13 protein-coding genes are annotated in these 24,481 nt (G+C 73.0%); 6 read left to right on the top strand and 7 right to left on the bottom strand.

Translation table 11 applies throughout. From position 1 onward, the window contains the following. Window positions 1-30 precede the first annotated feature (30 nt). Together glnA and DFJ68_RS05870 are read left to right on the top strand one after the other, a co-directional pair. A complete protein-coding gene (gene glnA, locus DFJ68_RS05875; RefSeq protein WP_121031814.1) occupies window positions 31-1,455 on the top strand; it encodes a type I glutamate--ammonia ligase in 1,425 nt (474 codons plus the stop codon). A 201-nt stretch (window positions 1,456-1,656) separates the two neighbouring features. Next, window positions 1,657-3,162 (top strand): MFS transporter, encoded by a 1,506-nt coding sequence (locus DFJ68_RS05870; RefSeq protein ID WP_245963490.1) that lies wholly within the window; start codon window positions 1,657-1,659, stop codon window positions 3,160-3,162. Window positions 3,163-3,247: 85 nt separating this feature from the next. Here DFJ68_RS05870 and DFJ68_RS05865 read toward each other — a convergent pair whose 3' ends face one another. From DFJ68_RS05865 to DFJ68_RS05845, 5 genes are all read right to left on the bottom strand, one after another. Beyond that, complete coding sequence (locus DFJ68_RS05865; protein ID WP_121031812.1) at window positions 3,248-4,528, bottom strand: MFS transporter; 1,281 nt, start codon at window positions 4,526-4,528, stop codon at window positions 3,248-3,250. Then, entirely contained in the window at window positions 4,528-7,572 is a 3,045-nt protein-coding gene (locus DFJ68_RS05860) for a bifunctional [glutamine synthetase] adenylyltransferase/[glutamine synthetase]-adenylyl-L-tyrosine phosphorylase (protein ID WP_121031810.1), read from the bottom strand. The genes DFJ68_RS05865 and DFJ68_RS05860 overlap by 1 nt, the downstream gene beginning before the upstream one ends. A gap of 7 nt (window positions 7,573-7,579) precedes the next feature. After that, on the bottom strand, window positions 7,580-8,917 hold the full coding sequence (locus DFJ68_RS05855) for a glutamine synthetase family protein (RefSeq protein ID WP_121031808.1): 1,338 nt from the start codon (window positions 8,915-8,917) through the stop codon (window positions 7,580-7,582). Between the two features lie 117 nt (window positions 8,918-9,034). Then, window positions 9,035-11,389 carry an immune inhibitor A domain-containing protein gene (locus DFJ68_RS05850; protein ID WP_245963489.1) on the bottom strand — a complete coding sequence of 785 codons (2,355 nt, stop codon included), beginning with the start codon at window positions 11,387-11,389 and terminating at the stop codon, window positions 9,035-9,037. Between the two features lie 232 nt (window positions 11,390-11,621). Beyond that, on the bottom strand, window positions 11,622-11,840 hold the full coding sequence (locus tag DFJ68_RS05845) for a methionine aminopeptidase (RefSeq protein WP_121031804.1): 219 nt from the start codon (window positions 11,838-11,840) through the stop codon (window positions 11,622-11,624). A gap of 76 nt (window positions 11,841-11,916) precedes the next feature. Here DFJ68_RS05845 and map point away from each other — a divergent pair, with 76 nt between their 5' ends. The 4 genes from map to DFJ68_RS05825 all read left to right on the top strand — a co-directional run bounded on the left by map (window position 11,917) and on the right by DFJ68_RS05825 (window position 18,074). After that, window positions 11,917-12,780: a type I methionyl aminopeptidase gene (gene map / locus DFJ68_RS05840; RefSeq protein WP_121031802.1), complete on the top strand. Its 864-nt coding sequence runs from the start codon at window positions 11,917-11,919 to the stop codon at window positions 12,778-12,780. Window positions 12,781-12,927: 147 nt separating this feature from the next. Continuing rightward, window positions 12,928-13,704 carry a polyphosphate--glucose phosphotransferase gene (gene ppgK, locus DFJ68_RS05835; RefSeq protein WP_121031799.1) on the top strand — a complete coding sequence of 259 codons (777 nt, stop codon included), beginning with the start codon at window positions 12,928-12,930 and terminating at the stop codon, window positions 13,702-13,704. A 207-nt stretch (window positions 13,705-13,911) separates the two neighbouring features. Continuing rightward, on the top strand, window positions 13,912-15,315 hold the full coding sequence (locus DFJ68_RS18445; protein ID WP_211333277.1) for a nucleotide disphospho-sugar-binding domain-containing protein: 1,404 nt from the start codon (window positions 13,912-13,914) through the stop codon (window positions 15,313-15,315). Between the two features lie 335 nt (window positions 15,316-15,650). Then, the gene (locus DFJ68_RS05825) at window positions 15,651-18,074 is read left to right on the top strand and encodes an RCC1 domain-containing protein (RefSeq protein ID WP_147431517.1); all 2,424 of its coding nucleotides are present in this window, start codon (window positions 15,651-15,653) and stop codon (window positions 18,072-18,074) included. A gap of 57 nt (window positions 18,075-18,131) precedes the next feature. On the opposite strand, the gene DFJ68_RS05820 is transcribed toward DFJ68_RS05825, so the two are convergent. Further along, window positions 18,132-18,785 carry an MBL fold metallo-hydrolase gene (locus tag DFJ68_RS05820; protein WP_121031795.1) on the bottom strand — a complete coding sequence of 218 codons (654 nt, stop codon included), beginning with the start codon at window positions 18,783-18,785 and terminating at the stop codon, window positions 18,132-18,134. A gap of 81 nt (window positions 18,786-18,866) precedes the next feature. After that, window positions 18,867-24,410, bottom strand: a complete 5,544-nt coding sequence (locus tag DFJ68_RS05815) for an ATP-binding protein (protein WP_121031793.1) — start codon at window positions 24,408-24,410, stop codon at window positions 18,867-18,869. Window positions 24,411-24,481: the final 71 nt, after the last annotated feature.

Genomic DNA, 24,481 nt, shown 5'->3' with positions numbered 1-24,481 from the left:
GCCCGGCCCCGATCCCACATAGGAGGTTGGATGTTCAGCTCAGCCGATGAGGTCCTCTCGTACATCAAGGACGAGGACGTCAAGTTCGTCGACATTCGGTTCTGTGACCTGCCCGGTGTCATGCAGCACTTCAACGTGCCGGCTGAGTCGGTCGACGAGGACTTCTTCTCGGTCGGCCAGATGTTCGACGGCAGCTCGATCCGCGGCTTCCAGGCGATCCACGAGTCGGACATGAAGCTCGTGCCCGACCCCGCGACGGCGTTCATCGACCCGTACCGCACCGAGAAGACGCTCGTCATGAACTTCTCGATCCTCGACCCCTTCACCGACGAGCGGTACAGCCGCGACCCGCGCAACATCGCGAGCAAGGCGGAGGAGTACCTCAAGTCGACCGGCATCGCCGACACCGCCTACTTCGGTGCCGAGGCCGAGTTCTACGTCTTCGACGACGTCCGCTTCGAGACGAAGTCGAACGCCTCCTACTACTACCTCGACTCCATCGAGGCCGCGTGGAACACCGGTCGTGAGGAGGAGGGCGGCAACAAGGGCTACAAGACCCGCTACAAGGGTGGCTACTTCCCCGTCTCGCCGGTCGACCACTTCGCCGACTTCCGCGACAAGATCTGCCTCGAGCTCAAGGAGGTCGGTCTCAACGTCGAGCGCAGCCACCACGAGGTCGGCACCGCCGGCCAGATGGAGATCAACTACCGCTTCAACACGCTGCTGCACTCGGGCGACGACCTCATGAAGTTCAAGTACGTCGTCAAGAACTCGGCGTGGGCCCAGGGTCACACCGCGACGTTCATGCCCAAGCCGCTCTTCGGCGACAACGGCTCCGGCATGCACACGCACCAGTCCCTCTGGAAGGACGGCGAGCCCCTCTTCTACGACGAGCGCGGCTACGGCGGCCTGTCCGACCTCGCGCGCTGGTACATCGGTGGCCTGCTCAAGCACGCCCCGTCGCTGCTCGCCTTCACCAACCCGACGGTGAACAGCTACCACCGCCTGGTGCCCGGCTACGAGGCGCCGGTCAACCTCGTCTACTCCGCCCGCAACCGCTCGGCCTGCGTGCGCATCCCGATCACGGGCACCTCGCCGAAGGCCAAGCGCATCGAGTTCCGCGTGCCCGACCCGTCGGCCAACCCGTACCTGTGCTTCGCGGCGCAGCTCATGGCCGGTCTCGACGGCATCAAGAACCGCATCGAGCCCCCGGAGCCGGTCGACAAGGACCTCTACGAGCTCCCGCCCGAGGAGCACGAGGCCATCCAGCAGGTGCCCGGCTCGCTGCCGGCCGTGCTCGACGCCCTCGAGGCCGACCACGAGTACCTGCTCGAGGGTGACGTCTTTACCGAGGACCTCATCGCGACGTGGATCGACTACAAGCGCAAGAACGAGGTCGACCCGATCCGCTTCCGCCCGCACCCGCACGAGTTCGAGATGTACTTCGACATCTGACGGAGCGAAGCGGAGTCTGATGTCGACATCAGCTCCGTGACATCTGAGCACACCTGGTCACCGTCGGTGGTCACGAGGACCGCGTCCCGGGGAGGGGCGCGGTCCTCGTGCTGTCGGGGGGTCCGTGAGGGGTCGGATGCCGGTGAGCTCGCCCGTGCACGGAGCCCGGCCGCCGAGGCCGGAGCGGGTACAGACTGGGGTGTGACCGACTCCAACCCGCCCGCGCCGACCGAGCAGCGGGACCCCGACCACTCCGAGAGCCCTGACCGGGGCGACGCCTCCCGGCAGACGGAGCAGCCCGACCCCCGCCGCTGGAAGGCCCTCGCGGTCTGTCTCGTCGCCGGTTTCATGACGCTGCTCGACGTCAGCATCGTCAACGTCGCGCTCCCCTCGATCCAGCAGGGCATCGGCGCCAGCCCGAGCGACCTGCAGTGGGTCGTGTCCGGCTACGCCCTCACCTTCGGTCTCACCCTGGTCGGCAGCGGACGCATCGGCGACGCCATCGGCCGCCGCACGGTCTTCATCACCGGCGTCGTCCTCTTCGGCGTCGCCAGCCTGGCCTGCGGTCTGGCCACGAGCAGCGCCATGCTCATCGTGGCGCGCCTCGTGCAGGGCGCGGCGGGCGGCATCCTCAACCCGCAGGTCTCCGGCCTCATCCAGGAGATGTTCCGCGGCAAGGAGCGCGGCCGCGCCTTCGGCATGCTCGGCGCGACCATCGGCATCTCGACCGCGGTCGGCCCCATCGTCGGCGGCACGATCATCAGCGTCCTCGGTGCCGAGGCGGGCTGGCGCTGGATCTTCTTCGTCAACCTGCCGGTCGCCGTCGGCGCCGTCGTGCTCGCACGTCTCTGGCTGCCCGACCCCCCGGCCCGTCGCGCGGGTCGGCTGGACCTCGACCCCGTCGGGGTCGTCCTGCTCGGCATCGCGGTCACCGCGCTGCTGCTCCCCCTCGTCGAGACCGGGCGCGGCACGGCATCCGGGATCCCGTGGTGGGTGGCCCTCGTCGGCGTCGCCTTCGCCGCCGCCTTCCTGCTGTGGGAGCGCCGGTACACCGCCCGCGGCCACAGCCCCCTCGTCGACCTGCACCTCTTTCAGGTCCCCGGCTACAGCTCGGGCGCCGCCGTCGGGCTCATCTACTTCGCCGGCTTCACCGGGATCTTCTTCGTCCTCACGATCTACTTCCAGGAGCGCCTCGGCTACACCCCCCTCGTCGCGGGCCTCGCCGTCACCCCGTTCGCCGCGGGCTCGGCCGTCGCCGCGGCCGCGGGTGGCTCGCTCGTCAACCGCTACGGCCGCGTGCTCGTGACGGCCGGCCTCACGACGGTGCTCGTGGGCCTCATCGCCGTCGACCTCGTGCTGCCGCGCGTCGAGGGCGGGGCCACGGGCTGGGCCCTCGCGCTGCCGCTGCTCGTCGCGGGCCTCGGTAGCGGCGTCGTCATCTCCCCCAACGTCACGCTCACGCTCGCCGACGTGCCGGTCGAGCGGGCCGGCACCGCGGGTGGGCTGCTGCAGACCGGCCAGCGCATCGGCACCGCGGCGGGCATCGCGCTCGTCGGTGCCGTCTACTTCGCCTTCGCCGAGGATGCCGGTGCGAGCGGTGCCGTCTGGGCGCTGCGGGTCGCTGCCGGCCTCGTCGCCGTCGCCCTTCTCGCCAGTGCGCTCGACCTGCGCGCGCGCCGTCACGGGCAGCGGGTCACGCCCGCCTGACCTGCGGCCCGGGCGGACCTCTCGACGGCCTCTGTCTGCCCTCTCGACGGGTGCTACGCGCCCTCTCGACGGGTCGTGGGCGGGGTCAGGCGGCGGGGCGGGCGGTGGTGCCGCCGTCGGTGCTCGCGTAGGCCGAGTCGACGGCCGCCTGCACCTGTCGGTGCGGCCACGACAGGGCGAGCAGCACGATGGCGACGAGGCAGATCGCCGCGCTGACCGAGACGCCGGTGTAGGGGTTGGTGCGGGTGCCGATCCAGCCGGCGAGCAGGTACGACAGACCGGCCGAGGCGACCGCGACCGACCCGGCGAGGCTGAAGATCCGGCCGCGCAGCGCGGGCTCGATGGCGAGGGCGAAGGTGGCCTGCAGCGGCACCATGAACGCCTGCAGCATCCCGCTGACGACGAAGACCACGCCGACGACGACGAGCGGCGGCCGCAGCACGAGCACGAGCAGGGGCAGCGGCATGGCGAGCGCGGCCGGCAGGATCGAGCGGTTCTGCCACACGACCGGACGGGCGCTGATGAGCAGGATGCCGACCGCCGCGCCGGCGATCGGGGCGGCCATGAGCACACCGCCCCACGGTGAGCTGCCGGCGAGCGGGATGGCGAGGGCCTCCGGGGCGGCGATGCCGAGCGAGGCCACCGCGCTCAGGGCGACGAAGCGGGCCAGCAGGGGGTGCCGGGTGAGGTCGCGGGCGGCCGAGCCGATGTCGCGCAGGTAGTTGCCGAGGCCACGGGTCGCCTCCCGCGCCACGGGGCGAAGCGGCACCACGGTGAGCACGACGACGGCGGCCACGACGAAGGTGACGGCGTCGAAGACGAGCCCGGCCTCGGCCCCGACGAGGGCGACGAGCCCGCCGCCGACGGCGAGACCGACGGCCTGGTTGACCTGCTCGCTCAGGGCGCTGAGGCCGACGCCCTTGCCGTAGAGCCGGGGGTCGGGCAACAGATCGAGCTGCAGCAGCAGGCTGGCGGCCGCGGACGCCCCACCGATCATCTCGAGCACGAGCAGTGTGCCGAGCAGGGTCCACAGCGGGGCCACGGTGACGACGAGCACGAGCAGCAGCCCGACGCAGAGCGCCCGCAGCACCTGCGACCAGAGCAGCACCCACTTGTAGGCGAACCGGTCGACGAGGGGCCCGAACAGGCTGCGGCCGAAGACGCTCGGCACGAGGCTGACGGCCAGGGTCGTGGCCGTGGCCAGCGGCGACCGCGTCCGCTCGAAGACGACGGCGGCGAGGGTGATGCGGGCGACGTAGTCGCCCCACAGCGACAGGGCCGTGGCGAGGAAGACGGGTAGGTAGTGCGGTTGCCTGAGCACCTCACCGAACCCGGGCTGGGCTGAGTCACCCCGGTTCGTGGCCATCACCGGTCGACGCTACCCCGGCCGGAGGAGTCGTAAAAGTTGAAATCGGTGGCGGCTCTCGCCCGACGGGCCACGCGCCGCCACAGCGTCTCGAGCTGGGGGCCCTCCCCTGCCGGTCGGCCGACGAGCCGGCCCACCCCCTCGAGGTCGCGCAGGTCGGACGGGACGCTGTCGACCGGTCGCCCGCGCCAGAGCACCGACGCGTTGCGCACGCGCGTCGCGAGCAGCCACGCCTCGCGCAGGGCGGCGGCGTCGTCGGCCGGCAGCAGCCGCTCCTCGGTGAGGGCGTCGAGCGCGGCCAGCGTTCCGGTGACCCGCAGAGCGGGGCGTTCGTGGGCGTGCTGCAGCTGGAGCAGCTGCACGGTCCACTCGACGTCGGTGAGGCCGCCGAGCCCGAGCTTGAGGTGCTTGCGGGGGTCGGCACCACGGGGCAGCCGTTCCGCCTCGACCCGGGCCTTGAGCAGCCGGATGTCGCGCCGCTGTGCCTCGGTGAGCCCCCCGTCGGGGTAGCGCAGGGGGTCGACGAGCGCGACGAAGTCGGCGGCGAGGTCGGCCGGTCCCGCGACCGGTCGGGCTCGCAGCAATGCCTGGAACTCCCACGTGTCGGCCCAGCGCTCGTAGTAGGAGCGGTACGAGTCGAGCGTGCGCACGAGCGGGCCGTTCTTGCCCTCCGGCCGAAGGTCGGCGTCGACCCCGAGCGCCGGGTCGGGCCCCGCGCCGGCCAGCAGGCGCCGCAGCGTCTGCACCGCCGTCGTGGCGCGCGCGGTCACGGCCGCCTCATCCGCCTCGCCGAGCCCGGGGTCCGGGCGCAGCACGACCATGACGTCGGCGTCCGACGCGTAGCCCATCTCGCGGCCGCCGAAGCTGCCCATGCCGACGACGAGCAGCTGCCCACCGAGCGAACGCCCCTCGCGCCGCTCGACGTCGGCGACCGCGGCGGCCAGGGCGGCCTCGACCGTCGCGGCCGCCAGGTTGCTCAGCGCCGCGCCGACCGTGAGCGGGTCGAGCTCTCCGACGGCGTCGGCGAGGCTCACGCGCAGCAGCTCGTGACGGCGAAGCGCCCGCACCGCGGTGACGCCCTCCTCGGCCGAGTCACGTCGGCCGACGGCGGCCGCCATCCGCGACACGAGGGCCTCGTGGGTCGGCGGCACGAGGCCGGCGGGGTCGCCGAGGATCGACACGCTCTCGGGCGAGCGCTCGAGCAGGTCGGCGGCGTAGCGGCTGCGGGCGAGCCCGTGCGCGAGCCGGTCGGCGGCCCGGCCCTCGTCACGCAGCATCTTGAGGTACCAGTGGGTCGTGCCCAGCTCGTCGGACAGCTTGCGGAAGGCGAGCAGCCCCGCGTCGGGGTCGGCCTCGTCGGCGAACCAGCCGAGCATGACCGGCAGCAGCGTGCGCTGGATCGCGGCCCGGCGGCTGACACCGGTCGTCAGCGCCTCGATGTGGCGCAGCGCCCCCGCGGGGTCGCGGAAGCCGAGCGCCCTCAGCCGCTGACGGGCCGACTCGGTGCTGAGCCGCGCCTCGTTCGGGCTCAGCTTCGCGGCGGCCGCGAGCAGCGGGCGGTAGAAGAGCCGTTCGTGGATGCGGCGGACCTCCCGGGCGATCGACTGGCGGTCGGTGACGACCGCCGCGGCCGGGTCGGTGCGGTGGCCCATCGAGCGGCCGAGCCGGCGCAGGTCGGTGGCCGCCTCGGGCATGAGGTGGGTGCGGCGCAGCCGGTGCAGCTGGATGCGGTGCTCGAGGCAGCGCAGGTGCCGGTAGTCGCGGTCGAGCGCCGCGGCGTCGTCGCGGGCGACGTAGCCGCCCCGGGCCAGCGACGCGAGGGCCTCGAGGGTCGTGGCCGAGCGCAGGCTCGGGTCGGTGCGCCCGTGTACGAGCTGTAGCAGCTGCACGCTGAACTCGACGTCGCGCAGACCCCCGGGCCCGAGCTTGAGCTGGCGGCCCGACTCGCCCGCCGGGACGTGGCTCTCGACGCGGCGGCGCATGGCCTGGACGTCCTCGACGAAGTTCTCGCGACCGGCCGCCTCCCAGACGAGCGGCGCGATCTCGGCCTTGTAGCGCAGCCCGAGCTCGTGGTCGCCGGCGCTCACCCACGCCTTGAGCAGGGCCTGGAACTCCCACGTCTTGGCCCACCGGCGGTAGTAGGCGACGTGGCTGTCGACGGTGCGCACGAGCGGGCCCTGCTTGCCCTCCGGGCGCAGGGCGGCGTCGACGGGCCAGAGCGTGCCCTCCTGCGTGTGCGTCGAGCAGTTGCGCATGAGCGCCATGGCCAGGGACGTGCCCACCTGCAGCGCGCTCTCCTCGTCGGCGCCGTCGACCGGCTCGGCGACGAAGATGACGTCGACGTCGCTGACGTAGTTGAGCTCGCCGCCGCCCGTCTTGCCCATCCCGATGACGGCCAGCCGGCACACCTCGTGGCCCGGCCCGTGCTGCTCGCGCGCGATGGCGAGGGCCGCCTCGAGGGCCGCCTCGGCGAGCTCGGCGAGCGACTCCCCCACCGCCGGCATGACGACGAGCGGGTCGGATGCCGTGACGTCGAGGGCCGCGATGCGCAGCAGTCCGCAGCGGTAGGCCACCCGAAGGGCGTCGAGCGGGTCGCGCTCGCCTCGGTCGGTCGTCACGGCGCGGACGAGCTCGTCGCGCACCTGCTCCCCGGTGCGTCGCTCGGCGCGGGCGGCGACGAGCCAGTGGTCCGGGTGCCGGACGAGGTCGTCGACGAGGGCGGTCGAGGCGCCGAGCACCGCGCACACCCGCTCCTGCCCGGGCCCGTCCGACGCCAGCTCGCGGGCGAACGCCGTGATCCCCCACTCCGGTGCGTCGTCCTCACGCGCCAGCGACTCGGCGACGCGCACGAGACCCAGCAGGCCCTGGTCGGGGTCGGCCGTCTCGTTGAGCACGGCGAGCAGGTCGTCGAGCTGCCCGTCGTCGACCGCCGCCCGCAGGGGCAGCAGGGCCGGGTCGGCGAGCAGGGTCTCGGCGCGGGCGGGGTCGGCGAAGCCGAGGCGCGCGAGGGCGCCCGTCGTGCTGGTCGTCCGGGACGACGTCACGGCAGCGTCACAGTCGCGGCAGGTACCGGTTGAGCTCGAACTGGCTCACCTCGTGGCGGTAGTCGAGCCACTCCTGGCGCTTGTTGCGCAGGAAGAAGTCGAAGACGTGCTCGCCGAGGACGTCGACGACGAGCTCGCTGCTCTCCATCACCTCGAGGGCCCGGCCGAGCGAGGCGGGCAACGGCTTGATGCCCATGGCGCGCCGCTCGGAGTCGGTGAGGCCCCACACGTCGTCCTCGGTCTCGGGCGGCAGCTCGTAGCCCTCCTCGATGCCCTTGAGCCCGGCGCCGAGCATGACCGCGAAGGCGAGGTAGGGGTTGCACGCCGCGTCGAGGGACCGCACCTCGACGCGGGTCGACTGGCCCTTGTTCGGCTTGTGCATCGGCACGCGCAGCAGGGCCGACCGGTTGTTGTGGCCCCAGGTGAGGTGGGCGGGTGCCTCTCCCCCGCCCCAGAGTCGCTTGTAGCTGTTGACCCACTGGTTGGTGACGGCGGTGATCTCGGCGCCGTGCACGAGCAGGCCGGCCATGAACTGACGGCCGACCTTGCTGATCTGGTACGGCGCACCGGCCTCGAAGAAGGCGTTGGTGTCGCCCTCGAACAGGCTCATGTGGGTGTGCATGCCGGAGCCGGGGTGCTCGGAGAACGGCTTGGGCATGAAGGTCGCGTAGATGCCCTGCGACAGCGCGACCTCCTTGACGACCGTGCGGAAGGTCATGATGTTGTCGGCGGTCGACAGGGCGTCGGCGTAGCGCAGGTCGATCTCGTTCTGGCCGGGCGCCCCCTCGTGGTGGCTGAACTCGACCGAGATGCCCATGTTCTCGAGCATCGTGATGGCGGCCCGGCGGAAGTCGTGGCCGGTGCCGTGCGGCACGTGGTCGAAGTAGCCGGCGTCGTCGACGGGGATCGGCTGCCCGCTCGGTGAGCGACCCTGCTCGAGGAGGAAGAACTCGATCTCGGGGTGGGTGTAGAAGGTGAAGCCGAGGTCGGCGGCCTTGGCCAGCGCCCGCTGCAGCACGTTGCGCGGGTCGGCGACGCTCGCGGAGCCGTCGGGCAGCTGCAGGTCGCAGAACATCCGCGCCGTGCCGGGGGGGTCGCCGCGCCACGGCAGCACCTGGAAGGTCGAGGGGTCGGGCTTGGCGAGCATGTCCGCCTCGTAGACGCGGGTCAGGCCTTCCATGGCCGACCCGTCGAAGCCGATGCCCTCGGCGAAGGCCCCCTCGAGCTCGGCCGGTGCGACCGCCACGGACTTCAGCGTGCCGAGCACGTCCGTGAACCACAGCCGGACGAAGCGGATGTCGCGCTCTTCGATCGTGCGCAGCACGAACTCTTCCTGACGGTTCATGTGTCGATCCTGCCGCATCCACGTTTCGCGTTCGTTAAGCCGGACGGGCCCCCGGGGAGATCCCGGGGGCCCGTCACGGTCGTTCTGGTGAAGCCGGTCGTGCTGGTTGGTGCTACGTCACTTGGTGGTGACGCGGACGACCATGTTCTGCTTGTTCTCCGACGTCTGGGTGACGGTCATCTTGACACCGGCACCGGCGACGGCCGTGGACGCCCACGGGTTGCTGGCGTCCCAGTAGCGCAGCGGGTCGCTGTCGTCGAAGGTCGGCATGGCCGGCTGCGACTTGAGCGTGACGCCGTAGCCGTTGCGGTGGAAGGTCACCATGTCGGTGCGCTCCTGGCCGAACGTCGCGTCGAAGGGCTGACGACGGTTGCCGAGCAGCGCACCGTCCGGGAACTTGATCGCCTTCGGGCGGGCGTCGACCGGCAGGACGAGGCCGGCACCCGGGTGGTCCTTGGTGTTGTTGTTCGTCTGCTCACCGTTGGAGAACCACACGAGCAGACCGTTCTGGTACGGGAAGCGCTCGACCCAGTCGGGACGGGTGTTGCCCCAGCCGAAGTTGTACGGACCGGTCTTGAGGCCCTTGTCGTAGTTGCTGTAGACGCGGTTCTCGGCGTAGTAGACGTCCTGGACCTTCTTGGAGGTCGTGCCGTCGGTGATCGCGAAGCCCTTCGCGACCCAGGCGCCGGCGCCCGACTCCACGTCGTCGACCGGGCCGGCGACGCCGTCCTTGGTGACCTGGATGTCGTCGACGAACGCCTCGGACTCCACGCCGCCGTCGGTCTGGACGCGGAAGCGGAACTGGACCGACTGGCCCTTGTAGGCCGAGAGGTCGAAGCTCTTCTGGGTCCAGCCGAAGACGCCGTCGACGGGCGTGCCGACCTGGTTCCAGGTGGTGCCGCCGTCGGTCGAGACCTCGCCGTACATGTAGTCGTAGTCGACCTCGAGGTTGCCCTGCACCCAGGCGCTGACCGAGGCCGACGTCGTGGCGCCGGTGAGGTCGAGCGTCGTGGAGAGGGTGTTGTTGAGGTTGTTGCCGTAGCCGCTCCACCACTCGGCCGAGCCGGAGTGCGGGGTGTTGCGCTCGGTCGTCACGGTGCGCTCGGGCAGCGGCACGACGATGGCCTGCGGCGTGACGCCGTAGCTGTTCTCGTCGGTGTTGCTCTTGTCCTTGGCGACGCGGTCGGCCGGGCCGAGCTTGACGAGCTTGTTCGTGCCGGGCTTGACCGTCACGTAGTCGAGCCAGCCGAGCTGCAGCTTCTCCCATGGGCCCATGTAGCCGGGCTTGGTGCCGATGGAGTCCTTGGCCTGGTTCAGCCACGAGCCACCGCTCATGAGGGTCCAGAACGCGGTGCCGTTGTCGCCACCGTTGGTGTCGTAGAGGTCGGGCAGGCCGAGGTCGTGGCCGAACTCGTGCGCGAAGACGCCGAGGCCACCGTTCTCCGGCTCGGTGGTGTAGTCACCGATCCACATGCCCGAGTCACCGAGCTGGACGCCACCGGACTTGTTCATGTCCGGACCGGTCTTGCCGGCGTCGCTCGAGTACGCGTACCAGCGGTGCGACCAGATGGCGTCGGTGCCCTGCGCACCGCCACCGGCCTCCTCGCCCTCACCGGCGTGGATGGCCTGGAAGTGGTCGATGTAGCCGTCGGGCTCGTTGAAGTCGCCGTCGTTGTCGTAGTCGTAGCGGTCGACCTTGTCGAACTGCGCGAGGTAGGTCTTGATCTGCGCGTCCGTCTTGCCCGCGGCCTTCTGCGCGTTGTACCACGCGGTGGCCGTGTCCTTGATGTAGTTCCAGTAGCCGTTGCTCTGCGGAACCGAGTTGGAGCCGTAGCGGGCCTCGTTGTAGGGCACGGTGACCCAGTCGGAGACGTCACCCTTGGCCACGAAGCGGCCGTTGCTCTGCTTGAGGTAGAAGTCCTTGAAGGAGTCGCCCTCGCCGAACATCAGGTCCATGAAGTGCTGGCGGCTGAAGTCGGGGATCCAGTAGGTGGAGTTGTCGTCCGTGGCGCTCTTGTCCCACACGCGGTCGGGCTGCGGGATCTGGTTGTGCACCGGGCCGGGCGCCTGCGACTGGCCGGACATCGTCTGCGTGCCGAAGTCCGTGAGGATCGTGAAGATGTCCTCCTCGCGGTCCACCGGGTAGTTGATGAAACGCGACTGCGTGGCGGCACGGCCGGCCGTGTTCTTCGTGGCCGACTTCACCTCGATCACGCGGTTGCCGTTGATCGTCTTCGTCGTCGCCTCGCCCTTGATGAGCTTGGAGACGGCATCCTTGCGCTCGGCATTGGCCTTGTCGGCAAGGGGGTTCGGCAGGTTGTCGTGCCGGGAAGCCTGGGCCTCAGCAGGGTCGCTGCTGACCGGGGCCTTGGTGGTAGGCGTGGCCTGAGCCTGGCCCGGGGCGGTCAGGCCGGTGACGACGAGCGCCCCCACGGCCAGCCCCGAGACAGCGCTCCAAGAACGCTTGTTCAAGGTGTGTCCTCCTGGATCGTCGGCACCCACATGGCGCCTCCGGAATGAGAACACGGGATCGAGCGTTTTTGCCGTTCGCTTACCAAGAATTTGCCAAAGTCGTCCGTGACCAACCTTTGAATACACCGTGAAAGTGGTTGCAGACCGGAGGATCTGGACAACGGCCTGTCACCCGCGGTCACCCGACCTCGACCCCGACCGGATGCCGGGTGGCCCGGCGGGAGCGACCGGCTCAGTCGTCGCCGTCGCCCCCGCCACCGGCACCGGTGCCCGGGGCGCCGCCGCCCCAGTCGCGATCCTCGTCGTCCCACCGCTCGGTGTTCTCCTTGGCCTTCGCGAGGGCCCCGCGGGCCTCCTCCTCGGTGGCGTACGGGCCGAGCACCTGCTCCCCCCGGCTGCGGTCGGCGTCGCTCTCGACCTGCCCGGTGTCGACGTTGTACCAGTAGCTCATCTGACGCCCTCTCGTCGCGGCCAGCGTCCCGGCCGCCCCGGTGGGCGGCACACGCTGACGACCTAGACTCCCCACTATGCCGCTCCTGCACGCCAGCGTCGCCCCGCACGAGGTCAGCCCCCGGCGCGCCGTGCCGGCCACCATCGCCCGTCCGCACTACGTCGACCGGTCCGACGTCCGCGAGGACGGCGACGTGCACGTCAAGGACGCCGAGACGGTCGAGCGGATGCGCGTGGCGGGCCGCATCGCCGCCCGGGCCATGGCGGCGGCGGCCGCCGAGATCGCGCCCGGCGTGACCACCGACCGCCTCGACGCGGTCGCCCACGAGTTCATGCTCGACCACGGCGCGTACCCGAGCCCGCTGGGGTACAAGGGCTTCCCGAAGTCCGTGTGCACGAGCGTCAACGAGGTGGTCTGCCACGGCATCCCCGACGCCCGCCCCCTCGAGGAGGGCGACATCGTCAACATCGACGTCACCGCCTACGTCGACGGCGTGCACGGCGACACCGACGCCACCTACCCCGTCGGCGAGGTCGACGACGAGTCGCGACAGCTCGTCGAGCGCACGCACGAGGCGATGATGCGCGGCATCCGGGCGGCCCGACCGGGTCGCGAGATCAACGTCATCGGCCGTGTCATCGAGAGCTACGCCAAGCGGTTCGGCTACGGCGTCGTGCGCGACTTCACCGGCCACGGCATCGGTCTCGAGTTCCACTCCGGGCTCATCGTGCCGCACTACGACGCCGCCCCGGGCTACGCGACCGTCATCGAGCCGGGCATGACCTTCACCGTCGAGCCGATGCTCAACCTCGGGACCCACGAGTGGGACATGTGGGACGACGGCTGGACCGTCGTCACCCGCGACCGGCGCCGCTCCGCCCAGTTCGAGCACACCATCCTCGTCACCGAGTCGGGCACCGAGATCCTCACGCTGCCCTGACGCGCGGCGCGAACCCGCTCCTCGCCCCTCCGGGCCCTGAGCCGACCTGCGGGACACCGTTCCACGCGGGGGCGTGCCTGTCATAGGGTCGTCCCCGTTCGGCACGGGCCCGCGCGGCCCCCAGATCTCTTCGAGGAAGTCGGGACCATGGCCAAGCACGGCAAGTCGCACGGGAAGCCCCTCGGCATCGACATCGGCGGCAGCGGCATCAAGGGTGCCCCGGTCGACCTGAAGAAGGGCGACCTCGCGCAGGACCGCCTCAAGATCCTCACGCCGAAGCCGGCCACCCCGGACGCCGTCGCCGACGTCGTCGACCAGATCGTCGACCACTTCGCCGACGTCACCGGCGACTCCCCCATCGGCGTGACCGTGCCCGCGGTCGTCGTACGCGGCACCGTCCTGTCGGCGGCGAACATCGACCCGACCTGGATCGACACCGACGCCGAGGCGCTCATCAAGGAGCACACCGGCCGCGAGGTCACCCTGCTCAACGACGCGGACGCCGCGGGGCTCGCGGAGATGTACTACGGCGCCGCGAAGGGCGTGAACGGCCTCGTCATCCTCACCACGCTCGGCACCGGCATCGGCTCGGCGCTCATCAACGACGGGCGCCTCGTGCCCAACAGCGAGCTCGGGCACCTCGAGATCGACGGCCACGACGCGGAGGACCGCGCGGCCAGCTCGGCCAAGGACCGGGACGAGCTGTCGTGGGACGAGTACGTCGAGCGTCTGCAGGTCTACTACGACACCGTCGAGAAGCTCTTCACCCCCGACCTCATCATCGTCGGCGGGGGCATCAGCAAGGACGCCCCGAAGTTCCTCCCCAAGCTCAAGCTGCGCGCGCCGATCGTGCCGGCGCAGCTGCGCAACCAGGCCGGCATCATCGGCGCCGCCCACCTGGCGGTCGACCTCTCCAAGGGCTGAACCCGACACCGGCCCGACCGGGCCGTCGCCCGGGCCGTCGCGCTTGACCGACGGCCCCGCCGGGTACGCGCCACCTGCGCCCCGGTTCGCGGGTCGCCGTGCGGCGTCGTCCCACGACCCTCGTCGCCAGGACCTGCGTTGCCCGCCAGTACCACCGCCGCCCGCCGTCACCTCCCCACGCGCGCGGCCGCGGCCAGGTAGGGCGTCGTGTCCACCTTCCTGCTCGCCGCCCCGCCGCTCTTCGGCCACCTCGCCCCGATGGTCGCGATCGGCGCGCGACTCGTGCAGCGCGGCCACGACGTCGAGCTGCTCGGCGGGCGCAAGTACCGCGACCTCGCGACCTCCCGCGGCCTGCGCTTCACCCCGCTGCCGCGCGACGCCGACTTCGACGACGACGACCTCGACGCCTGGCTGCCCCACCGGGAGCGCTACTCCGGCCTCGCCGCCGGGAGGCGCGACATCCTCGGTCTCTTCGTGCGCCCCCTGCGCGCGCAGTCGGCCGCGCTGCACGACCGCCTCCGCCGCACCGGCCCGGATGCCGTCGTGGCCGAGAGTGCCTTCCTCGGCGCGCTGCCGCTCGTGCTGAGCCGACCGGCATCCGCGAGGGTGCCCGTCGTCGCCGTGTCGACGACGCCGCTCGCCCTGCGCAGCGTCGACACGGCCCACTTCGGCAGCGGGCTGCAGCCGGGCACCGGTCGGTTCACCCGCATGCGCAACCGCCACATCGACGCGCTGCTCGCGCGCGGCCCGCTGCGACCGGTGCAGGAGGGTCTCGACGCGGCCCTGACGGCCGCCGCGGTCGACCGGGCCGAGGCCGGCGACGGACTCGGCTCATCAGTGTCGGCCGACCACCCGGGTCGCCCGGCCGACGGCGGGACCGGCTGGGGCGTCAACTACTTCGACCACCTGCTCGAGTACGACCTCACGCTGCACCTGTCGGTGCCCGGGTTCGAGTACCCCCGTCGCGAGCTGCCCGACCGGGTGCGCTTCGTCGGCCCCGTGCCCGCCGCCGGCGACGGCCGCCTGCCCTCGTGGTGGGGCGACCTCGACGGGAGCCGGCCCGTCGTGCACGTCACGCAGGGCACGATGGACAACGCCGACCCCACCAAGCTGCTGCTGCCCACGCTCGCAGCGCTCGCCGACGAGGACGTGCTCGTCGTCGCCTCCACCGGCGGGCGACCCGTCACCGACCTGCTCACCCTCGCCCGCGAGCGACGGATGCCGGTTCCGGCGAACGCGCGCCTCGCCGGCTTCGTGCCCTACGCCGAGCTGCTGCCCCGCGTCGACGTCGTCGTGACCAACGGCGGCTACGGCGGGGTGCAGGCCGCGCTCTCGCACGGGGTCCCGCTCGTCGTCGCCGGTGACGGCGAGGACAAGCCGGAGGTGGCCGCCCGCGTCGCGTGGTCCGGCGCCGGTGTCGCGCTGCGCACCGGCCGGCCCTCGCCGCGTCGGGTGCGACGGGCCGTGCGCACGGTGCTCACGCAGCCCCGCTACCCCGCCGCGGCCGCGCGGCTGCGCGACGAGATCGTGGGCCACGGTGACCCCCTCGACGAGGTGGCCCTCACCCTGGAGGGACTGACGGCGGGCGAACGGGTGCTCGGGCACCGATAGGTACCGATAGGTACCGATAGGGACCGATAGGCACCGATGAGCACCGATGAGCACCGACCGGGTCGGATCCGGTCGGATGCTCCCGTTCCGGCCCCGCGGCCGCATGCCGTCGGTACGCTCTCGCGCAGTCGACCCGCGTCGTCGCGGGCCGGGCAGGCCCCCCGCCGGTGAGATGAGGCCCCATGAACGCCGCCGTCCACGTCCCCCGTCCGTCACGGACGCCGTCTGCGCCCGGGCCCGTGCCCCCGCCCTCCGTCGGCGGGCGCCGCGGGCGAGGCGCCCGTCGGCGGGACAGACGTCGGGCCCCGACCGGGGTGCGCCGGCTCGGTGCCGCCGTGCTCGCCCTGGCCCTCTGCGGTGCGCTGTCGCCCGTCGCGCCCGGCGCGGCCGTCGCTGACGGGTCGGACGCCACGCCCCTCACCCGGCCCGACGTCACACCCGGACGCGTCGTCACCTCGGGCGCGCTGACCCCGCCGACCGACCTCGTCGACGCCGTCGCTCTCGCCTCGACGGACGCGCCGGGCCACGACAGCGCCCTCGCGCTGCGGGCAGACGGCACGGTCGTGGGCTGGGGCGACGACGGTCACGGTCAGACGAGCGTGCCCGACGGACTCACCGGCGTCGTCGCCGTCGACACGGCCGGCGGCAGCTCCCTGGCGGTGCGCTCCGACGGCGGCGTCGTGGCCTGGGGGGACCCCGGCAGCGGGGTCACCGCGGTGCCCGACGACCTCGGCCCGGTCACGGCCGTGGCCGTGGGCGGGCGCCTGACCGACGACACCGCCTGCAGCGTGGCCTACGCCGTCCGGGCCGACACGACCGTCGTGCGCTGGGGCGGGGCCGCCTCGGCGACGTGCCCCGGGCTGGGGGACGAGTACGACGTGCCCGAGGGGCTGGCCGGCATCCGGGCCGTGAGCGCCGGCGACACCGTCGTGCTCGCGCTGCGTGACGACGGCACCGTCGTCCGCTGGGGGCCCGGCCTCGCGGCCGCCGACGGCGTCGACCCCGCGACGTGGCAGGACATGACCTCCGTCTCGGCGAAGGGCGAGCACGCCGTGGGCGTCGACGCCTCGGGGCGTCTCGTCGGCTGGGGCGTCTGGGGCGAGGCGGGCGCTCCCACCCTCGAGGGGGTCCGGGCCGCCTCGGCCGGCCGTCAGGTCGCCGCCCTGCGCGACGACGGCTCGGTCGCGTGCCTGCCGGGCTGCGCCACCCCGCCAGGGGCGCCACGCTTCCAGGCGGTGTCGGGCGGGTCGGACCAGGTGCTGGCCGTGCTCGCGCCGCGGTCCGACCTGCCTCCTGCGCCGAGCGCCGGGCCGGGGCCCGTGCAGCTGCTGCCCGGGTACGTCGGCCCCGACTACGCGATGAACCCGCCGGCCGGGCTGCGCGACGCCGTCGAGCTCGACGCCACGTCGTTCGCGGCCGGTGGCAACACGGCGATGGCGGTCAGGTCCGACGGCACCGTCGTCGGCTGGGGGTCGCGCTACCCCGTGCGTCTGCAGCCGCCGGCGGGCCTCTCGGACGTCGTCGACGTCGGGGTCGGGGCCGGCTTCGCCCTCGCGCTGCGGGCCGACGGCAGCCTCGTGCCCTGGGGCAGCGGCGGCGTGACGACCCTGCCCCCGGACCTCGGCCCCGTGGTCGCCGTCGACGCCGGCGGCACGCAGAAGGCCGTGCGCGACCCCGACGGCGGACCGCCCACGGTCACGACGTGCGGGGTGGCCCTCGCGCTGCGGGCCGACGGCACCGTGCGCACGTGGGGCTCGACCGGCGCGACGTGCCGGGCCCTGACCGAGGCGATGGCGGCGCCGGCCGACCTCACCGACGTCGTGTCCGTCTCGATCGGCGACGAGTACGCCGTGGTGGCCCGCGCCGACGGGAGCGTCGTCGGCTGGGGGCCGAGCTGGCGCAGCTACTCGACGGGCCTCGCCCTGGAGCGGTGGGACTCGGTGACGAGCGTCTCGACCGACCGCGCCCGCATCATCGGGGTGCGCGCCGACGGCACGGTGCGCCTGTGGGGCGTCACCGGCGAGGTGCCCGTCGGCCCCCTCGACGCCCCCGTCGTCGCCGCGTCGGCGGCCCAGACGAGCGGCTTCCTGCTCGGCCCGTACGGGCGGCTCGTGCTCTCGGGCGGCCCGACCGGTGAGCAGCAGGGCCGCTACACCGCCGTCGCGGGCGGGGACAACTACACCCTCGCCATCGCCGTGGGTGGCAGCGCCGCCGCCCCGGCCGTGCCCCCGCTCGGTGCGACGACGGTGACGACGCGACGCATCGGGATGGCGGCCGGCGTGGCCACCGCCTTCCGCTACCCGGCCAACCGTGCCGACCCCGTGTGGCGTGCGCGGGTGTTCGTCGACCGGTCCACCACGGCCCGCGGCCTCCGCGTCGGGATCTACGCCGACGACGACGGGCGCCCGGGTGCGCTGCTCAGCACGGCGTCGACCGACTCCGTCGTGCCGGGCGCGTGGAACACGGTCCTGCTCGACCGGGGTGTCACGGTGCAGGCGGCGGGCTCGTACTGGCTCGTCGCCCTGGCCCCGTACGCGGGGGCCGACGACGGCAGCACCGCCGCCCCGCGCCTCGTGCTGCGGGGGGCCGACGGGGCGCCGCCCGGCACCCCGTCCCTCGTCAGCGCCGACCGCACCCTGACGGGTCTGCCCGGGGCGGCACCGACCGACCCGGACGACCCGGGTGCGGACCCGGCCACGACGTGGCGCGAGGGCCGCACCCCCGACAGCGGACCGGCATCCTTCTTCGCCTCGACGTGAGGTGACCGGGCCCGACCCGGCGGAGGTCTCCCGGGTCGGGCGGGGCGGCGGATGCCGTCAGAAGGTGGCCGACTCGCCGTCGTGCAGGTCGTGGTAGGTGAGGTCGTCGACCCCGCTGAAGTTCTGCACGTGGGTCGCGTACATCGTGCGGCCCACCGGCGAGAGCAGCGCGTCGTGCACCGGGAGGAAGCTCGACGGGGCGATGCGCGCGACGAAGGCGATCGAGTCGCGGCTCGCGGCCCACGGCGCGCTCAGCGGGTGGGCCAACACGTCGACCTCGCCGGGGTCGGCGTCGTAGGCGTCGCCCGGGTGGAAGAGGCTCGGCTCGCCGTCGGCGCGCAGGACGTAGCCGACGTTGGGGATGCGCGGCATCGCCTCGTGGTTGAACGCGTGCAGCTCGCCGACCGGCGTCACCGACACGTCGCCGACGGTGAAGGCCTCACCGGCGGACGTCGGGGTGACGTCGAGCCCCTGCTCGCCCAGCTTCTGCGCCGACAGCGTGTCGGTGTGCACGGCGGCGCCGGGGTTGGCCCGTAGCATCCGGGCAGCCGCCTCGAGGTCGAGGTGGTCGGGGTGGTTGTGCGTGACGAGCACGGCGTCGAGGCCCTCGAGGTCGTGCCACGCGGGCGAGAGGTTGCCGGGGTCGACGAGGATGCGGCGGTCGGCCGCCTCGACGAGGAGACAGGCATGTCCGAGGTGAGTGACGCGCATGAGCCCACCTAACCACCGACACCCGGCGCGCGTCGGCGCCGGGTGTCGGTGGTCGGTGGTGGGGCGGGCCAGCCCGGCAGCTCAGCCCCGGCGGGCCAGGCCCGCCTCGACCGCGTCGATGATGCGCGGGCGCAGCTCGTGCGGGTCGACGACGGCGTCGACCGAGCCGACCGAGACGGCCCGGTGGATGCTGTGCACCCGGTCGAACTCCGACGCCACCTGGCCGAGCTTCTCCGAGCGCACCGACGACCGCAGCTCGGCGAGCTCGGCCGCGAGGCGGGCCCGGTCGAGGCCCGAGCTGCTCGACACCTGCGCCTCGAGGTCGGTGACGCGCGGGTCGGAGGCGGTGCGGGCGTCGACGTCGCGGGCGAAGACCACGGCCGCCGCCGGGGCCCCGCCGAGCACCGACGCGAACGAGCCCTCGACGGCCAGCACGGTCATGTTCTCGTTGAGGGTCTTGGAGAACACGACGAAGGCGCCGCCGTGGTAGCGCGAGACGACGGTGAAGACGATCGGGCCGTCGAAGTTGACGATGGCGCGGCCGATCTCGGCGCCGTACTCGAGCTGTAGCGCGCGCATCGACTCCGGTGAGCCGTCGAAGCCCGAGAGGTTGGCGAGCACGACGAGCGGACGGTTGCCGCTGGCGGCGTTGACTGCCCGCGCGACCTTCTTCGACGACCGCGGGAAGAGGGTACCCGCGGTGTACGTGTCGGGCCCGTCGGTGGGCGGGAAGCCCCGTCGCGCAACGGACTTCGACTCGATGCCGATGAGACAGACCGGGATGCCGGCGAGGTGGGCGTCCTGCACCACGGCCGTCTCGGCGTCGGCCATCCCGGCCCATCGCTCGAGGGGCTCGTGGTCCTGGTCGGCGACCGCGCGCATGAGGGTGCGGATGTCGAACGGCTTCTTGCGGTCGGGGTTGGTCTCGGCCGAGAAGATGTCGCCGACCGTCGTGAAGCCCGAGTCGGGCAGGTCGTGCGGGTAGGTCGTCACGTCGCGGTCGCTCGGGTCGGTGGTCGGCACCCGGCGCGGGCCCGACTCCCCCGGTGCGACGTAGGCGTGCTCGTAGTGCGCCATGAGCGTCTCGCGTGCGCCGGCGAGGTCCTGCGCCCAGTACTGCGCCTGGCCGTTCGGGCCCATGACGCGGTCGTAGCCGCCGATGCCGAAGTTGTCCTCGGCGCTGACGCCGCCCGAGAAGTCGAGCGACTGCTTGCCCGTCAGCACCATGGCGCTGTCGGGGGTCATGACGAGGATGCCCTTGGTGTGCATGAGCATCGTCGCCTCGGCGTTCCAGTACGGCTGGGCGCCGACGTTGATGCCGGCCACGACGATGTTGATCTCGCCGCCGGCCTGGGTGAACTCGATGATGCGGCGCAGAGCCCGGGCGACCCAGTCCATGTTCTCGGTGCCGGAGTCCATCGAGATGCGGGCTCCCGCCGACAGCGAGTACCACTCCAGCGGCACCTGCATCGACTCGGCGAGGTCGAGCGCGGCGATGATGCGGGCGCACTCGGCCTCGGCCACCGACCCGAGCGAGCGCAGCGGGTCGCCCGACAGCACGACCCGCGTGACCCCCTGCGGGTGGCGGGCGGTCGGGGTGGTGACGACGGCGACGATGATGCCGGCCTTGTTGAGCCCGAGCGGCCGCTCGACGGGCACGAGCGCACCCGTGGCGTCGAGGTCGTGCTCGCTGACGGTGCCGTCGGGCCCGGCGATCATCGACTGCAGCTCGTAGGGGTAGACGAGCCCCCGACGGCGGGCGCGCACGACCTTCGAGGTGTAGTCGTCGAGCGGTGCGAGCGGCTCGGTGGGCGGCGGCCCCACCGTCCCGACGACCCCCGAACCCGGCTGGTACGAGAAGCGGCCCACGATCGGGGCCGGCGAGTCGCCCGCGGCGCCGGCGACGTCGGCCTGCACGAGCACCTCCTCGATGCCCGCCCCCGCGGTGAGCGGGGCGATCTTGCCCTGCAGGGCGGTCAGCTGGCCGAGGTCGGCCTCGATGGTCGGCCAGATCGAGACCCACACGTGGTTCATGTCGAGCTTGGAGGCCTTGGCCCCGCGGGAGGCCCGCACGCGGCGGATCGCCTCCAGGCAGCCGGCGATGGTGCGCTCGACCTGCGGCAGGCCCGAGACCTGCCCCGACTCGTCGCGCACGACGACGATCTGGCGCACCTGGGCCAGGGCGACGAGGCGGCGGTCGTCGGGGTTGTCGCGGGCGACGCACTCGTAGAGCAGGACGTCGTCGGGCGCGTCGAGGCGCGTGATGTCGAACGAGGTGAGGCGCCAGAGGTTGAGGCGGCGCCCGACCATGGGGTGCACGCCGCGCACGAGCCGGTCCTCGGTGAGGCCGTCGTCGCTCGGTCGCAGGGTGAGGTAGTCGACGGGGCGTGACGGGTCGCCGTTGACGGCGACGGCCACCCGGCGCACGTCGGCCGCGAAGGGCAGCCGACCGACGAGGGCGGCGAGCCGCTCGCTCGCCTCGTCGGCGCCGGCCGGCTCGTCGGGCCAGCGCAGGTAGAGGTCGACGACCGCCTGCGAGCCCTCCGGGCGCGACCGCACCTCGTTCGTCACGGCCTCGACGAGGTCGCTGCCGGCGACGAGCTCGTCGACGGAGCCGACGGTGCTCGTCAGGTGCGTCGGGCGCCCGTCGAGGGTGTAGTCGGCCACGGCGAAGGGCCGCTCGCCCGACCGGAAGGTGCGCAGTCCCTGGAGGTCGTGCTCGCGGTAGTGGCGCTTGATGAGCACCTCGAGCATCGGCTCCTGCTCGGGCCGGCCCGGTGCCGCCGCGTGCAGGCGCTCGAAGAGGAAGCGCACGATCTGCTCGGGGATGGCGGCCAGCTCGTCGACGCGAGCGGCCCGCTCGGGCGAGTCGGGGTCGGCGGCCAGTGCCTCGAGGCTGTCGTGCACCCCCGCGAGGACGCTCTCGCGGTCGGCCTCGGCCAGCGGCTGCTCGAACCACCGGAAGCGGACGCTGCGGGCGAGGTCGCCGATGAGCGGGAAGCGCAGCTGGGTGGCGACGACGAGGCGGTCGAGGGTCTCGCGCGCCATCGTGTCGAGGGGCGCCGGGGGTACCGGCTCGGTGAGCCACCGCTGCAGCACCGCCGTCGCGACCTGCACCTCCGGCGTCGAGCGCTGCTGGGCGAGGAAGACGCGGAAGACGGCCTCCTCGAGCTGCGGGGTGCGCTCGGTGTCGCTGACGCCGTAGTGCCCGAGGACACGGGCGAGCTTGTCGCGGAAGTCGGCCGGGAGGCCGGCACGGTCGGCGTCGAGGCTCTGCAGGTAGGTGTGGAAGTGCTCGCGCGGGCTGTGCACGAGCAGCTCGGTGTGCTGCTCCTCGGCGGCCGGCCGGTTGCGGCTCAGCTCGGCGAAGTCGGTGACGAGGCCGAGAACCGCGATCTCGCGCTCGATCGGCACCTCACCCGAGGCGGCGAGCTCGTCGCGCGCGGCGAGGTAGCCGGCCAGCACCTGGCGGTCGCCCGCCGGGTCGCCGTCGAAGCCGAGCACGCCGGCCGACAGGTCGGCGATGCCGCGGCGGGCCCGCTCCCGGGCCGACCACGACGCGGGGTCGCTCTCGGGCAGGTCGAGGTCGACCCCCTCGCCGGCGGCGGCGTCGGCGGCCTCGTCGGCCTCCCCCGTCGGCTCGAGCCGCACGAGCGGGGCACCGGTCTCGACCTGGCTGCCGACGCTGACGAGCAGCTCGCGCACCCGGGCCGGGAACGGCGCGGGCAGCACCGTCTCCATCTTCATCGACTCCAGCACGAGCACCGGGGCGCCGGCGGGCACCTCGGTGCCCACCGCGGCCGGCACGGCGACGACGAGGGCCGGTGCGGGCGAGCGCACGACGCCGCCCTCGTCGCGCGAGACGCGGTGGGTCACGCCGTCGACCTCGACGAGGTGGACGGGCCCGTGGGTCGCGGTGACGAGGCGGTGGGTGCGGCCCTCGACCTCGATGCGGCCGTTGTACTCGTCGATGCGGTCGAGCCGCGCCTCGACGACGTGGGCGTCGCCACCGTTCGTGATCGACACGCGGTACCGGTCGCCGGCGGTGCGCAGCACCATGACCTTGTACGCCGTGCCGCGCAGCTTGAGGTCGATGGCGCGCCCCACCGCGTGCTGCACCTGCGGGCGCCCGCCCCGGGCGGACGCGAGCAGGCGCGCCCGCTCGATCGCCTCGGCATCCTCGTATGCCTCGATGCCCGCGGCGACGAGGGCGATGCCCGAGTGCCGGTGGCTGACGAGGCGGCCCTCGGCGCGGACCCGGTCGATCCAGCCGGTGTCGGCCGAGCCGTCGATGACCTCGGGCTGGGCGAGCAGGTCGAGGATGAAGCTCTTGTTCGTCGCGCCCCCCTCGATGACGACGGTCGTCTCCGACAGCGCGCGCCGCAGCCGGGCCAGCGCCTCGTCGCGGTCACGGCCGGAGGCGATGATCTTGGCGATCATCGAGTCGAAGTCGGCGGGGATCGAGTCGCCCTCCGCCACACCGGTGTCGACCCGGATGCCGGGACCGGCCGGGAAGTCGAGCAGTGCGATGCGGCCGGGCGAGGGCGCGAAGTCACGGTCGGGGTCCTCGGCGTTGAGCCGGGCCTCGACGGCGTGGCCGCGCAGGGTGGGCCGGCCGTCGGGGAGGTCGCTCAGGCGGCCGCCGTTCGCGACGTGGATCTGCAGCTTGACGAGGTCGGTGTCGGTGACGACCTCGGTGATGGGGTGCTCGACCTGCAGGCGGGTGTTGACCTCGAGGAAGGCGAAGAAGCGGTCGCCCGGGTGGTAGAGGAACTCGACGGTGCCGGCGCCGGCGTAGCCGACGGCGATCGCGAGGCGCTCGGCGCTCTCGCGCACCTCCTGCTCCTGCTCGGGGCCGAGGACCGGGGAGGCCGACTCCTCGATGACCTTCTGGTTGCGGCGCTGCACCGAGCAGTCGCGCACGCCCACGGCCCACGCCTCGCCCTGCCCGTCGGCGATGACCTGCACCTCGATGTGCCGCGCTCCGGTGACGAGCTTCTCGAGGAAGACGACGCCGGAGCCGAAGGCCCGCTCGGCCTCGTCGCGGGTGCGCTCGTAGGCGTCGGTGAGGTCGGCGTCGGAGTCGACGCGACGGATGCCGCGACCGCCACCACCGGCGGTCGCCTTGAGCATGAGGGGGTAGCCGATGCGGGCCGCCGCGGCCTTCGCGTCCTCGAGGGTGTCGACCCCGCCGCGGCTCCACGGGGCGACCGGCACCCCGACCTCCTCGGCGATGAGCTTGCTGCCGATCTTGTCGCCGAGCTGGCGCATCGCCTCGGGGCTCGGACCGATGAACGTGATGCCGATGCGCCCGCAGAGCTCGGCGAACGCGGGGTCCTCGGCGACGAAGCCCCAGCCCACCCAGGCCGCGTCGGCGCCGCTCTCCTTCAGGGCGCGCTCGAGCACGGCGTGGTCGAGGTACGGCCGGGCCGACGCCGGGCCGAGGTCGTAGGCGTGGTCGCTCTCGCGCACGAACATCGCCCGCCGCTCGCCCTCCGTGTGCAGCGCGACCGTCTCGATGCGGTGGCCCCCGTCGGGGCCGGCGGCGGCGTTGAGGTCTCGGACGGCGTGGATGAGGCGCATGGCCGCCTCACCGCGGTTGACGATCGCGATCCGCGAGATCATTCGGGCAGCACTCCTTGTCGTCGCACCCCATCGGGCCGGCGCCCACCGGGGCGCCTCCCCCGCAGCCTTCC

This window comes from Terracoccus luteus, from assembly GCF_003635045.1.
In the GTDB taxonomy this organism is placed as follows: domain Bacteria; phylum Actinomycetota; class Actinomycetes; order Actinomycetales; family Dermatophilaceae; genus Terracoccus; species Terracoccus luteus.
Note: the sequence above shows the minus strand (reverse complement) of the source record. Positions and strands in the feature narration are given on the sequence as shown.